The organism is Bacteroides sp. RTP21281st1_H5_RTP21281_210402 (assembly GCF_040918965.1).
Taxonomy (GTDB): domain Bacteria; phylum Bacteroidota; class Bacteroidia; order Bacteroidales; family Bacteroidaceae; genus Bacteroides; species Bacteroides congonensis.
The window spans coordinates 109,310-122,251 of record NZ_JBCOWR010000015.1 but is presented as its reverse complement, the minus strand read 5'-3'; the positions used below and the strand labels follow the sequence as shown (position 1 = coordinate 122,251).

At 42.5% G+C, this 12,942-nt stretch carries 10 protein-coding genes, 1 tRNA gene and 1 pseudogene; 9 read left to right on the top strand and 3 right to left on the bottom strand.

The genetic code is table 11. The features are described from left to right. Window positions 1-83: 83 nt before the first annotated feature. Both AB5443_RS19870 and glsA read left to right on the top strand, forming a co-directional pair. On the top strand, window positions 84-1,529 hold the full coding sequence (locus tag AB5443_RS19870) for a glutamate decarboxylase (protein WP_073343726.1): 1,446 nt from the start codon (window positions 84-86) through the stop codon (window positions 1,527-1,529). 8 nt (window positions 1,530-1,537) lie between these two features. Continuing rightward, window positions 1,538-2,503, top strand: a complete 966-nt coding sequence (glsA, locus tag AB5443_RS19865; protein WP_044655956.1) for a glutaminase A — start codon at window positions 1,538-1,540, stop codon at window positions 2,501-2,503. Window positions 2,504-2,816: 313 nt separating this feature from the next. On the opposite strand, the gene AB5443_RS19860 is transcribed toward glsA, so the two are convergent. Next, on the bottom strand, window positions 2,817-3,599 hold the full coding sequence (locus AB5443_RS19860) for a potassium channel family protein (RefSeq protein ID WP_195663290.1): 783 nt from the start codon (window positions 3,597-3,599) through the stop codon (window positions 2,817-2,819). 217 nt (window positions 3,600-3,816) lie between these two features. On the opposite strand from AB5443_RS19860, the gene gadC reads away from it, so the two are divergent. The 3 genes from gadC to AB5443_RS19845 all read left to right on the top strand — a co-directional run bounded on the left by gadC (window position 3,817) and on the right by AB5443_RS19845 (window position 7,415). After that, window positions 3,817-5,463, top strand: coding sequence for a putative glutamine/gamma-aminobutyrate antiporter GadC (gene gadC, locus AB5443_RS19855; RefSeq protein WP_073343720.1), 1,647 nt, complete (start codon window positions 3,817-3,819; stop codon window positions 5,461-5,463). Between the two features lie 188 nt (window positions 5,464-5,651). Next, window positions 5,652-5,724 (top strand) — tRNA-Phe (locus AB5443_RS19850). A 455-nt stretch (window positions 5,725-6,179) separates the two neighbouring features. Continuing rightward, window positions 6,180-7,415: a site-specific integrase gene (locus AB5443_RS19845; RefSeq protein ID WP_022129081.1), complete on the top strand. Its 1,236-nt coding sequence runs from the start codon at window positions 6,180-6,182 to the stop codon at window positions 7,413-7,415. A 1-nt stretch (window position 7,416) separates the two neighbouring features. Here AB5443_RS19845 and AB5443_RS19840 read toward each other — a convergent pair. Both AB5443_RS19840 and AB5443_RS19835 read right to left on the bottom strand, forming a co-directional pair. Continuing rightward, window positions 7,417-7,606: pseudogene (locus AB5443_RS19840) on the bottom strand (ORF6N domain-containing protein); the annotation flags it as partial. 87 nt (window positions 7,607-7,693) lie between these two features. Further along, a complete protein-coding gene (locus AB5443_RS19835) occupies window positions 7,694-9,316 on the bottom strand; it encodes a helix-turn-helix domain-containing protein (protein WP_368114223.1) in 1,623 nt (540 codons plus the stop codon). A gap of 565 nt (window positions 9,317-9,881) precedes the next feature. Here AB5443_RS19835 and AB5443_RS19830 point away from each other — a divergent pair. The 4 genes from AB5443_RS19830 to AB5443_RS19815 form a co-directional block, all read left to right on the top strand. Next, window positions 9,882-11,051 (top strand): hypothetical protein, encoded by a 1,170-nt coding sequence (locus AB5443_RS19830; protein WP_368114222.1) that lies wholly within the window; start codon window positions 9,882-9,884, stop codon window positions 11,049-11,051. A gap of 2 nt (window positions 11,052-11,053) precedes the next feature. Continuing rightward, complete coding sequence (locus AB5443_RS19825) at window positions 11,054-11,980, top strand: hypothetical protein (RefSeq protein WP_195630765.1); 927 nt, start codon at window positions 11,054-11,056, stop codon at window positions 11,978-11,980. Continuing rightward, complete coding sequence (locus AB5443_RS19820) at window positions 11,973-12,797, top strand: hypothetical protein (protein WP_368114221.1); 825 nt, start codon at window positions 11,973-11,975, stop codon at window positions 12,795-12,797. The genes AB5443_RS19825 and AB5443_RS19820 overlap by 8 nt, the downstream gene beginning before the upstream one ends. A gap of 11 nt (window positions 12,798-12,808) precedes the next feature. Then, the coding region (locus AB5443_RS19815) for a DUF4120 family protein (protein ID WP_368119629.1) at window positions 12,809-12,942 on the top strand (134 nt) is incomplete at its 3' end.

Here is a 12,942-nt window from a genome sequence, read left to right as displayed (position 1 = left end):
CTTTCAAAACTATCTGCTGTTGTTGTGGGAAATTCGACGGGGAAACACCCCATCGCCCTAAACCTTTAAAAAATAAATTAAGTATGGAAGATTTAAATTTCAGAAAAGGTGATGCCAAAACTGATGTATTTGGTTCAGACAGAATGTTACAACCCTCTCCGGTAGAGAAAATCCCTGATGGCCCGACAACTCCTGAAGTTGCCTATCAGATGGTAAAAGACGAAACATTCGCTCAGACTCAGCCACGTTTGAACCTCGCCACTTTCGTTACCACCTACATGGATGACTACGCTACCAAACTGATGAACGAAGCCATCAACATCAACTACATTGATGAGACAGAGTATCCGCGTATCGCAGTGATGAACGGTAAATGTATCAACATCGTTGCCAACTTGTGGAACTCTCCTGAAAAAGATACCTGGAAAACCGGAGCACTGGCCATCGGTTCTTCCGAAGCATGTATGTTGGGTGGTGTAGCCGCCTGGTTGCGCTGGCGTAAAAAAAGACAAGCTCAGGGCAAACCGTTCGACAAACCAAACTTTGTTATTTCTACAGGTTTCCAGGTTGTTTGGGAAAAGTTCGCACAGTTGTGGCAGATCGAAATGCGTGAAGTACCTTTGACTCTTGACAAGACCACACTCGACCCCGAAGAAGCTTTGAAGATGTGTGACGAAAATACCATCTGTATCGTACCTATCCAGGGTGTTACATGGACAGGACTGAACGATGATGTCGAAGCATTGGACAAAGCACTCGATGCTTACAACGCCAAGACAGGCTATGACATTCCTATCCACGTAGATGCCGCAAGTGGTGGTTTCATCCTTCCTTTCCTTTATCCGGAAAAGAAATGGGACTTCCGTTTGAAATGGGTACTTTCTATCAGTGTATCCGGTCATAAGTTCGGCCTGGTATATCCGGGACTTGGTTGGGTTTGTTGGAAAGGCAAGGAATATCTGCCGGAAGAAATGTCATTCAGCGTAAATTATCTGGGTGCCAACATCACTCAGGTAGGTTTGAACTTCTCTCGTCCTGCCGCTCAAATCCTCGGACAATATTACCAATTCATCCGTTTAGGATTCCAGGGATACAAGGAAGTACAATACAACTCATTGCAGATTGCCAAGTATCTCCATGATGAAATCGCCAAGATGGTTCCGTTCGTCAACTACTCTGAAGATGTTGTGAACCCATTGTTCATCTGGTACCTGAAACCGGAATATGCGAAATCTGCCAAATGGACTTTGTATGATTTGCAAGACAAACTGTCCCAACATGGTTGGATGGTTCCTGCTTATACATTACCTGCCAAACTGGATGATTATGTAGTGATGCGTATCGTTGTCCGTCAGGGATTCAGCCGTGATATGGCAGATATGTTACTGGGCGACATCAACAATGCGATTACAGAACTCGAAAAATTGGAATATCCTACTCCTACCCGTATGGCACAGGAAAAGAACCTTCCGGTAGAAGCCAAGATGTTCAACCACGGTGGCCGTCGTCACAAAACAATTAAAAAATAAAATGTTCTATGGATAAAAAAGTAACACTCGCTCAATTAAAAGAAGTGGTACAAGAGGCATACGATCAGGTAAAGACCAATACAGGCGGCAAGAACGCGGACTATATCCCTTACCTGGCAAATGTCAACAAAGATCTCTTTGGAATCAGTGTCTGCCTGCTCGACGGGCAGACCATCCATGTGGGAGATACTGACTACCGCTTCGGTATAGAATCTGTATCCAAAGTGCATACGGCTATTCTTGCTTTGCGTCAATATGGCGCCAAGGAAATCTTGGACAAGATTGGAGCCGACGCAACAGGTTTGCCTTTCAACTCAATCATCGCCATCCTTTTGGAGAACGATCATCCGTCCACTCCGTTGGTAAACGCCGGCGCCATCTCTGCTTGCAGTATGGTGAAACCTATCGGTGACTCCGCCAAGAAATGGGATGCCATCGTAGGAAACGTAACCGACTTGTGCGGCAGCGCTCCCCAGTTGATTGACGAATTGTACAAATCCGAATCGGATACGAACTTCAACAACCGTTCTATCGCCTGGTTGCTGAAGAACTACAACCGCATCTATGACGACCCGGATATGTCACTCGACCTTTATACCCGTCAGTGCTCACTGGGAGTCACTGCATTGCAACTTTCCATTGCAGCCGGAACAATCGCCAACGGCGGTGTGAACCCTGTGACCAAGAAAGAAGTGTTCGATGCCGGCCTGGCTCCTAAAATCACAGCCATGATTGCCGCAGTAGGTTTCTACGAACATACCGGTGACTGGATGTACACTTCCGGTATCCCTGCCAAAACAGGTGTAGGCGGTGGTGTGATGGGTGTATTGCCCGGACAGTTCGGTATCGCCGCATTCGCTCCTCCTTTGGATGGATCGGGCAACTCTGTCAAAGCACAGTTGGCTATCCAGTACATCATGAACAAGTTGGGATTGAATGTATTCGGTCACGATCATATCACCATTGTCGACTAAAAGACTCTTTTGAAAAAAAACGTAAAGGTTACTATCTTACGATAGTAACCTTTTTTATTCCCCTTGTCCAGTTAAGACTTCACACCAAATATCTTTGTCAGATATAAAACAGATCCTGCGTCTGTACATCTTTTGCGCAAAGATAAAATGTAATATATTCTACTCGATGCATATTCCCCGACATTTATAAAGAATAGTCACAAGATTATTAAAAATAATAATTAACTACTGATTTACAACCTCTTATATATAAGAATAACTTCATCATCCCGCATAAGCAAAGATGATGAAGCCACTTTTATTACTTGTCATATTATCCTTGCGTGCTTTGCGCTACAGGTTTCTCCGCTGCGGCTTGTTTCTGCGCAACAGCCTTTTTTTGCTGTTCTTCCGCTTCGTAATATTGTTTTTTCCGCTTGTTGGATTGCTGAATCAAGTTCGTTATATAGACTGTAAAAATAGGGAACATCATCATTCCCAAGGCTGCCAGCAATACGGAAAGCACCCGCCCCGTCACCGTTTGCGCTATGATATTCGACCCGACGGTAGTAACATCCATAAACGCCCACCACAAAGCATCCCCATAGCCATTTACCAGTGGGTTCACCTTATGTTCGAGAACGAAAAATGCGAGACTGGAAAAATAAACCGTTGCCAGCAACATAGTCAGATAAGAGACGAACAGGCTCGAAGCACGGTTGTACGTCAGCCACCCCACTACGATGGCAAGTGCATACCCGCCCCTCAACAAAGGAATGAACCGGAGCAGGTAAGTGACTTCCGGCGAGAATGTCCACCCGTAATAAGCAATAATGTTCTGATAGGGAATAGCCACTAGCAGAAAGACGAAATGCGTCCGCAGATAACGTCCTTTGTGCTTCGATAGAAAAAACTCCAGCACGAAATCAAAAAGAAACCAAATACAAATCCACAACTGGGTTTTCATGTAAGAAGACTGCGTATAAAAAGGAATTCCCTTAAAAGTATCTACCGAAATACTAATTACCAGGAAAAGTGACATCACTAATATAATAATGTGGAGAATGCCATAGATTCCCTTTTTTCCAAAAACAAAATCTGAAAGCGCTGATTTCATAACTACTTAGTTTATAATAAAATGATTCTTAAATTAATTTATAATGCTAAGAAACAATCGGAGAAAGCGATTGTTTCGGGACAAGCTGTCCAGAGGCAATAATATATCAATTCAGCGATGTTAATTAACGAACTTTGAAAGAGATTGCGGGAACATCTCACGCAAAATGTTGTTATATGACTGACTTTAAAATATTTTTCACTTAAAACCTTAACTTATGGCAAATATTAAAAATGCAGTGAAGCTGGGTGTGTTTACACTAGCTATCATGAACGTTACGGCAGTAGTATCATTGCGTGGACTACCGGCCGAGGCCGTCTACGGAATGAGTTCGGCCTTTTATTATCTTTTTGCAGCTATCGTCTTCCTGATCCCTACATCGCTCGTCGCAGCAGAGCTGGCGGCTATGTTCCAGGACAAGCAAGGTGGTGTGTTCCGGTGGGTAGGTGAAGCCTACGGCAAGAAACTGGGATTCCTCGCCATCTGGGTGCAATGGATTGAAAGTACCATCTGGTACCCGACAGTATTGACATTCGGTGCCGTATCTATCGCCTTCATCGGAATGAACGACGTACATGACATGTCACTGGCAAACAACAAGTATTACACGCTTGTCGTGGTACTTATCATCTACTGGCTCGCCACTTTCATTTCCCTGAAAGGTATGAGCTGGGTTGGTAAAGTAGCCAAAATCGGTGGTATGGTCGGTACAATCATTCCGGCCGCCCTGCTGATTATCCTAGGTATCATCTACCTGGCAACCGGCGGACATTCCAACATGGATTTCAACAGCAGCTTCTTCCCTGACTTTACCAACTTTGACAATGTCGTTCTCGCTGCCAGTATCTTCTTGTTTTATGCCGGTATGGAAATGGGCGGTATCCACGTGAAAGATGTAGAAAACCCGTCCAAGAACTATCCGAAAGCCGTATTTATCGGTGCACTTATCACCGTTCTTATCTTCGTTCTCGGTACTTTCGCACTCGGTGTTATTATCCCCGCCAAGGATATCAACCTTACTCAAAGTTTGCTTGTCGGTTTTGACAACTACTTCAAGTATATCCATGCTTCCTGGTTGTCACCGATCATCGCCATCGCCCTTGCGTTCGGTGTATTGGCAGGCGTATTGACATGGGTTGCCGGTCCGTCAAAAGGTATCTTTGCCGTGGGTAAAGCCGGTTACATGCCTCCGTTCTTCCAGAAAACAAACAAACTGGGTGTGCAGAAAAATATCTTGTTCGTACAGGGTATCGCTGTTACCGTATTAAGTTTGTTGTTCGTAGTCATGCCTTCCGTACAGAGTTTCTATCAGATTCTGTCACAGTTGACAGTTATTCTTTACCTTATCATGTACCTGTTGATGTTCTCCGGAGCTATCGCACTGCGTTATAAGATGAAAAAGCTGAACCGTCCGTTCCGTATCGGTAAGTCCGGTAACGGTCTGATGTGGTTCGTCGGCGGACTCGGATTCTGCGGCTCATTGCTTGCCTTTATCCTCAGCTTCATCCCGCCTAGCCAGATTTCCACAGGTAGCAATACCGTTTGGTTCTCCGTACTGATTATCGGTGCCATCATCGTCGTTATTGCTCCGTTCATCATCTACGCTGCCAAGAAACCGTCCTGGGTAGATCCTAACTCTAACTTCGAACCGTTCCACTGGGAAGTCCAGCCGCAAGTTGCTACTGCTAATGTAGCCGCCGGCAGTACCACTGCAAGCGCAGCCCGTCCTGGTACAACGACTTCCAACGCAACCGTTTCAAGCACCGCTCCTTCAGGCAATTCTGCCGCTTCGAGTGGAAGTTCCGCTTCAGGCAATGCGTCTCCGGGAATCGGAGACACGGATAAGAATGTACCGAAGTCGTAAAGACCAAGCGTACATCCTGCATCTGAAAAAAGTAATCCCGCTCCGGCTTTTCGAATAGCCGAAGCGGGATTATTTATAATCTCCGAAAGAAACTAATCTTCATCATTACTATTATTTATCGAAAATTTCTTTCAAAGTTATTGCGGTATTAAAAAATATACTTATCTTTGCACCCGCAAACGAGAAAAGGTGCCATAGCTCAGTTGGTAGAGCAAAGGACTGAAAATCCTTGTGTCCCCGGTTCGATTCCTGGTGGCACCACTATCGATTCGGTAATTTCTCAGAACCCATTGAAATTCAGTCATTTCAATGGGTTTTCTTTTATACTCCAATACGCAAATTCCAGCCGATTCGAGTATCTGGAAATGTCCCATTCGGTGGCTTTTTCAGAGTCCCTTTAAAAAACCACCGTTTGCACTATATTTCACTCATTTACAATAATTTGCGCTAATCATTTTTAGGAGCAAAAACATACTTTTGCATACCTGCTTGAATGTAATGGAAATAGCGGAAAAAGAAAAGCAAAAAAGATTCTTCATTTACTGACAAATATAAGATCAAGGAAAACAAAGAGAATCTTAAAACTAAAAAAAACGGTGGTTTTTCAGACCATGTCTACAAAAAAGCCACCGATTTTAACTTTTTACCGACTTCCAACTCATCTTTCAAGTTGACAGAATAACTAATTGCATTTACCAACTTAAAGAAAAAAGGTTATGAAACAAGGAACAATGAAGATTCTGTTTTTCGTTCTCAAAACGAAATTATTAAAAAATGGTGAAGCACCTATTCTAATGAGGATCACAATTAACGGTCAATACGAAGAAACACGAATCCAAAGAAGCGTTCCTCTCAAACTGTGGAACGCAGCCAAAGGATGTAGTAAAGGAAAAGACCGGGCTTCCAATGAACTCAACAGTTATTTATCTGAATTAGCCACGCGAGCATTGGAAAAGTATAAGGAACTTATACTGGAGCAGGCAATATCCACTCCCTCCTTAATATTAAAACGTGTATTCGGCAAGGATACGGAAATGCGTACCCTGCTTGAAACAATACGACAAGAAATCAAGGAGATGGAGAAAGTTGTGAATATTGACTATGCACCAGTGACCATCAACCGTTACAAAAATGTACTAAAAAAACTCGAAAATTCCATTCCTACATTTTATGACAAAGAAGATATTACTTTCCATGAACTCACTCCGGAATTCATAAAAGCCTTTGACCTTCATTTAAAAACAGAAGTCGGTTTATGCCGCAACACTATTGTACGATATATGAAATGTTTCAAGAAAATCACAAATATGGCACTGGCAAAAGGTTGGATGAAGAAAGATGCGTTTTATGGATACAAAATGGAACAAGATGAAACAGCTCCTGTATTCCTCACATATGACGAATTACAGACCGTTATGAATAAGGAATTCACTATACCCCGACTAGCACTGGTACGGGATATTTTCATTTTCGCCTGCTTCACTGGTCTGGCATTTGCCGATGTGTCCACGCTCAAAAAAGAAGATCTGATGCAAGATAATAATGGAGACTGGTGGATCAGAAAAGGAAGAATCAAACTGATGCATCGGCGTAAAGCATCTTCCATCTGTAACATACCTCTACTTCCCGTTCCGCTTGCCATACTAAAGAAGTATGAAAATAATCCTGTTTGCATCAAAAAAGGATGTTGTCTCCCAGTTCCCTGCAACCAAAAAATGAACAGCTATCTCAAAGAAATAGCAGATTTCTGCGGAATTAAGAAAAATATCACCACTCACGCTGGTCGGCATACATTTGGGACTACCATTACGCTCGCTAACAATGTCCCCCTACAAGACGTATCAGTTATGCTTGGACATGCCTCTACACGAATGACACAACATTATGCCCGGGTAATGAATGCCAGTCTAAAAAATTCCATGCTCAATGTTAAAAAACGATTAGCACAATAAACGTAAGCATCCGACGAACCAATATAAATACACGCATTATATTAATATTAATATTAATTGTGACCTCACTGTTCAGAACCGATGAAAGCATTGCTTCTCCAGGCTCCGTAAAGGCATAAGGCATATACCTTGTACCACTTTTTGTTTGAGGTGCAAATTTTGCACCTCAAACTCTCGAATTCATCTTTAGTAAATTAGCACCCGGTTCATCATGTCACACACTTTCTGACAACTGTCCTGATCCGCACAAGCAGGATAGAGGAATGAATTGGTTATAATTACATTTTTGTCCAAAAGGATGATATTTTTATCTGTGCCATTTCAGACAGCATATATTTCTTATCTTTACCTTTCTGTTCCAACAGTTTAGCTCTAGACAATTCTCTTAGATCAATCTTTATTTGCTCTTCGGTTAATTCTAATTGTTCTTTTAGTTCTTTCTTTGTAAGTTGTCCTACAACATAAATAGCAGCAATTTCTTCAGCCATTCTAAGAGCTATTTTATCACTAACCCCAGAAACAAATTCGGAAACAAGTGCAGTACCTATAGAAATAGAAGTTAGTTTATCTACATTCACATTATTATGCTCTACAGCACTACCTACTTCACAACTTTTCACACTCATAGCAGGCGCATTTTCACACCTATTCACATCACTGGCTTGTACATCACCAACAACATCTCGATAAGTCATACTAAAAACAAAACGCTCATTATTCAGTATTTCAATCACGCTATTATTATAGTAAAGAGGAGCAAACTTTTTAATATTACGGCTTCCCGAACCTAACTCTTCACCCCAACCCAGTTCACGAAATACCTTGAACAATAATGGATTCTTAGTATAGTTTTCCAATTCATCTATACTTATAGAACCTGTTCTCAAAGAAGACGTGAACTTTGTGGCATTACACGTCCTTACTTTATCAGCAAATATTTCAAATAAACCAACTTCATTACTTGCATATTCTCTATGTACACACAAGTTTGCTATAATCTCCCGGAATATATTCGCCCTAAGATCGCCTCTTTGTGTTGATCCATCCTGAAGATAGAATTTTTCTGGCAAATGTTTATAAACAAAATCCATCAACAAGCCATAAGCCTTGATTAGATTGGTCCGTATTGTTATTCGATCATCATATCTAGTACTATCTGTCACTTCATTTAAAACAAAACGCCCATAAGTCTTATTCCTATATATAGCTTCAAACCGATATGCCGGAATAAAAGAAGCTATACTTTCATCCTTTCCAAACAATAGAAGAGCAGCCACTTTAATACCAATCTTTCCAGTAACAGGATCCTTTGCCATTAAGCCACAGCTTTTCAGCAATTCTTCATTAGAAAGTTTTATCCAGGCATGAGTGTCATTTCGTGCAATAACAAGTTTACGACAATAATCAAATGTTGCATCATCCAGATCCGTCAGATCTAACATGGGAAGTAACCGATTTTCATAAGATAGTGTATCCTTACGAGAAAAGAGAGAAGCTACTAAAGAAGGATTGTCAGTAACATTAGTATCTGCCTCATTATTTCTATCATAATACTTATGTTTGAAACGATGCACGTACTGGCTTTCTTCAACCCTTACAAAAATTATTACTTTACCATCAATCTCTATATCTTCAGGTGTAACGTATGCCTTTGGAGAAAACGCAGTCGGATCATTAACTACATGTACGAAGTTTTTCTTCATTGCCTCCAAGTTGTTTTTATTGACTCCAACTATCTCTTTATCATCATTTACACCGATAAAAATATACCCGCCAGAACGATTTAAAAAAGAGCAAACCGTTTCATAAACGGAAGATCCTATCTCATTCTGACAACTCTTAAATTCAATATTAATTCCTTCTCCTTTTGCTATAATATTTTTTGCTTCCTCTGCTGTCATAATCACATATTTTATATATTACAAATATAATAGTTTACCCACAATCAGTCTACTTTATCAAACAACAATTGTGTTATTTTCATAATTAGACGCCCTCTTAACTTTCGAATAAATAACTTCAACTCCTAATTATCTCCATTCAACCTCATTTAATTCGTTTATATTTGTAAAAACTCATTTTTAATGTAACAATTTGAATAACTAAAAAATAGATGAAACACTCTTCATTGCTTCACTGATAATCTTCTATAATATTTTACTCATAAAATCGCATAATAAAACTACTCAATAAAGATATATCCAATATAATACTGTTACTATTTTCAAGTTAACCCTATTCCTAGGTTCATATTTCAACTTCTTACCTGCAAAAATAGTCCGTGTCCTACGGATTGACCAAGGCAGCCCTATGGGCTGGTTGGCAAGCAAAAAATCATCCTCGCTACGCTCCGGTATTTTTTCCTGCCAAGCCTTGCACAATCCCGGACACGAACAACCCGGCAAGTAAGAAATCGAAATACTGGCTCCACGGAGCCGGTTATGTCTAATTTTAAATGATTAAAGTATGGCTGAAATGACCGAAATGCAGGTTCACGAAGAACAAGTAATGAACCTTGTAGAAAGTAGCAGTGGTAACCCGACAATCACTCCGCTCACAAGAACAAATGCGCACCGTGCAGAATCCATCCGACGGATCGGAACGGACAAAGATGCGGTCGCCTTCCATTTCCGCAAGAAAAGCACAGGTATGTATATGTATATCCATACCTACACGGAAAACGGTGAAGAGAAGGAATTGCGTGCTTCTGACTTCAAAAACTGGGAAGTAACAGGATTCAAGTATCCCGGCTATCTGGAAGAACTGGAAGAAATCGCCGTCAATGCCTACCGCTGGAACTCCCATGCTCCGGAAACAAGGGCTGAAACGGACATCATGGGATATGAAAAGCAGCTCCATGAAGACCTGAAGAAAATACCGGAGGCAAAAAAACAGGATTATATCAATACTTACAAAAGTAAAATATCCGTTTTATTCCACAGCCTCTCACGCTGCGCAAACCCGATGGTGACAGGACGGGGAGGATTCAATTTCCAAAGGAATGAAAAGGCACAAAATGCCTATCAGAACAGATACGACGAATTCCTGAAATGGCGTGAGAAATTTCTGAAAACCATGCAACTGCTCACGGAAAAAGACAGGCCCGAAGAAGAAAAACGGGAGGAAACATGGCGCAGGCTGAAACGTGACATTGCAAGCAGCGCAAACACGATCCATGAGATTGATACGGGAAAAGCCAGAGGATACAACCGGGCACTCTTCGTCAGCAGCATCTTCAACAAGGTCAGCACATTTGCCGGCCATGGCGACGTGGAAATCGTACAGAAGGCAATCGACTTCATCTCCGAATATAATGCCGGCATAAAGAAGCCTGTCATCACGCCACGCCACCGGTTCTTCCAGCTGCCTGAAACAGCCAGTCGCATGCGTGACAAGTTAAAGGAAACCAAAGAACAGGAAAACAGGGAAGTAACGTTTGAAGGTGGAACCCTCGTTTGGAACTATCAGGAAAGTCGCCTGCAGGTTTTCTTCAACAAAATACCGGAAGAGAGCAAACGCTGGGAACTCAAATCATCCGGTTTCCACTGGTCGCCCAAGAACAAGGCATGGCAGCGGCAACTCAATCCGAATGCAGTGTCTGCGGCAAAGAGAATCTTAAACCTCCAAGATATCTGACCATGAAAAAAGAACATCTGAAATTTGTCATTGACTCCCGTTGTTTCCGAGGAAGCTGCGTCACATCCATGTCGGACGGCATACACTGTGACTACTACGGCAGCACACTGGAGGAACTCAAGAAACAGGAAAACAATCCTTTTCTAGTTGCAGTAACAAGAAACGCCATACACAAGAGGTCGCGCATTCATGACAAGTCATTGTGCCGACCCTTCCGTGAAATTACAGAGGAGAACTATTATAACTGTATGAACGAACTGCCTCCCGTCCGTCTGAAGCGCCATTCATTCTTTTTCGGCGAGCCCTACCACGGCAGCCTGTACATGTTCTGTTTCACCATCGGAAAACGTTTTTTCCGGGGACTGCGTCCGGTCATGACACCGCAGGCCGAACTGGAGCGGCAAATGAACGAGCATTACCACAACATCACATTCAAGGGAAAAGTCACCAAAGGAAAAGCGGAGAGAATTACAAGCAAGGACAAGCAGGAGATTATCACCATTCCCTATTCATTCACCGACAAGGAAAACAGGGAACGTTTCATCTGTAACATGGTAACTGGAGGAAATGATGGTGGGGACACCTGCAAGGCCAGAAAAGACATGGCGAACATACTGCTCAGCCTGAGGAAACATCATTTTCTGTATTTCTCCGGATATGGCAGGCATGACGACATGGAAACATTTCTGGATGAAGTGGAGGAAAAGAGATACACCATAATAGCAAGCGGATGCCTCTTCCAGTTTCCTCCCTGCCGTGATTCCGTCTCATTCACCGGAACTGTCAAGGAAACCGGAGAAAACTTCTTCTACAGGATTTATGACCGGGAGCTATTCCTGCACATTATGCACAGGCTCAGAGCCGTCAAAAGAGAGAAAACACCGGCTGAAGCAAAAGCAATCCTCCTTAAATGCAAACGCTATGAATAATACGGAGTCATGGAAAAAATATGTTCCCGAAACGGTCAGCCTGTATCATGTGGACTACCGGGAGAATCTGGACGAACGCGAAGACCTGCAGGAACAGTGCATCCGGAACAATAACATGGAGAGGCTATATGAAACAGTCATGGAATGTTATGCTGAACAGGAAGCGGAAAGTCTGCTCAAAATACTTGAGGAAATCAAAGAGAAGATGGCAGAAGAGAAAAGGCAGGAAGAATTCGAGGAACACCGTGAAGAGATTACGGACCTCATCTTGAGCAGGAGTGATACCGCCCCGGCGGAAGAACTCATAAAAAATTCCGCCGCCGTCAACATGTACTACTCTCCCGGTGCGAAAATAGAGGAACACATCGGAAAAGAATCCAGAGCCATGTCCTGTTACAAGGTCAGGCGCGCCCTGAAACTGAAGAAAGGACAGTTTGACACACTAATTGAAGAACTGGTGGATAATGCCACATACGGTGGTGAACTACGTATTTATTTCAATGCCGGGTTCAATGAACTTGTCACAAACGACAACGGAAAAGATTTCAGAACCATCCGTTTCCACGGGGATGTCATCGTAGCCGTCGCCAACAGTTTCAACGGTTCCGGCTACCACATCAGCCTGCCCCTGGACATTACGTTTCCATTCGTAAGGGACAGACTGTTCGTAGACTCACAGGTACGTTATTCCTATGCAACCGAAGTATGCGGAATGTGCAGGGACTGGTGCGACTCCACCAGCTGGAAAACTGAATACAAAACCGTCAGGAATACAGGCAGGAACAGAGAGAAAGAAAAAACATTATCAACCAATTAAAACGGAATATCATGAAAATCATGTGCAAACAGGAGTATTACGACCAGGTAGTACAGTATGCGGAATCAATCAAGGACACTTCACTGCAGAACTGCATGGAACGTCTTGAAGCATGGGAAAAGAATCCGGACCGTCCGTGTGAGAT

Bases quoted from the DNA above. Each gene is read 5' to 3' on its own strand.
- AB5443_RS19870 (WP_073343726.1), top strand. From the start codon at position 84: ATGGAAGATTTAAATTTCAGAAAAGGTGATGCCAAAACTGATGTATTT.
- glsA (WP_044655956.1), top strand. From the start codon at position 1,538: ATGGATAAAAAAGTAACACTCGCTCAATTAAAAGAAGTGGTACAAGAG.
- AB5443_RS19860 (WP_195663290.1), bottom strand. From the start codon at position 3,599: ATGAAATCAGCGCTTTCAGATTTTGTTTTTGGAAAAAAGGGAATCTAT.
- gadC (WP_073343720.1), top strand. From the start codon at position 3,817: ATGGCAAATATTAAAAATGCAGTGAAGCTGGGTGTGTTTACACTAGCT.
- AB5443_RS19845 (WP_022129081.1), top strand. From the start codon at position 6,180: ATGAAACAAGGAACAATGAAGATTCTGTTTTTCGTTCTCAAAACGAAA.
- AB5443_RS19835 (WP_368114223.1), bottom strand. From the start codon at position 9,316: ATGACAGCAGAGGAAGCAAAAAATATTATAGCAAAAGGAGAAGGAATT.
- AB5443_RS19830 (WP_368114222.1), top strand. From the start codon at position 9,882: ATGGCTGAAATGACCGAAATGCAGGTTCACGAAGAACAAGTAATGAAC.
- AB5443_RS19825 (WP_195630765.1), top strand. From the start codon at position 11,054: ATGAAAAAAGAACATCTGAAATTTGTCATTGACTCCCGTTGTTTCCGA.
- AB5443_RS19820 (WP_368114221.1), top strand. From the start codon at position 11,973: ATGAATAATACGGAGTCATGGAAAAAATATGTTCCCGAAACGGTCAGC.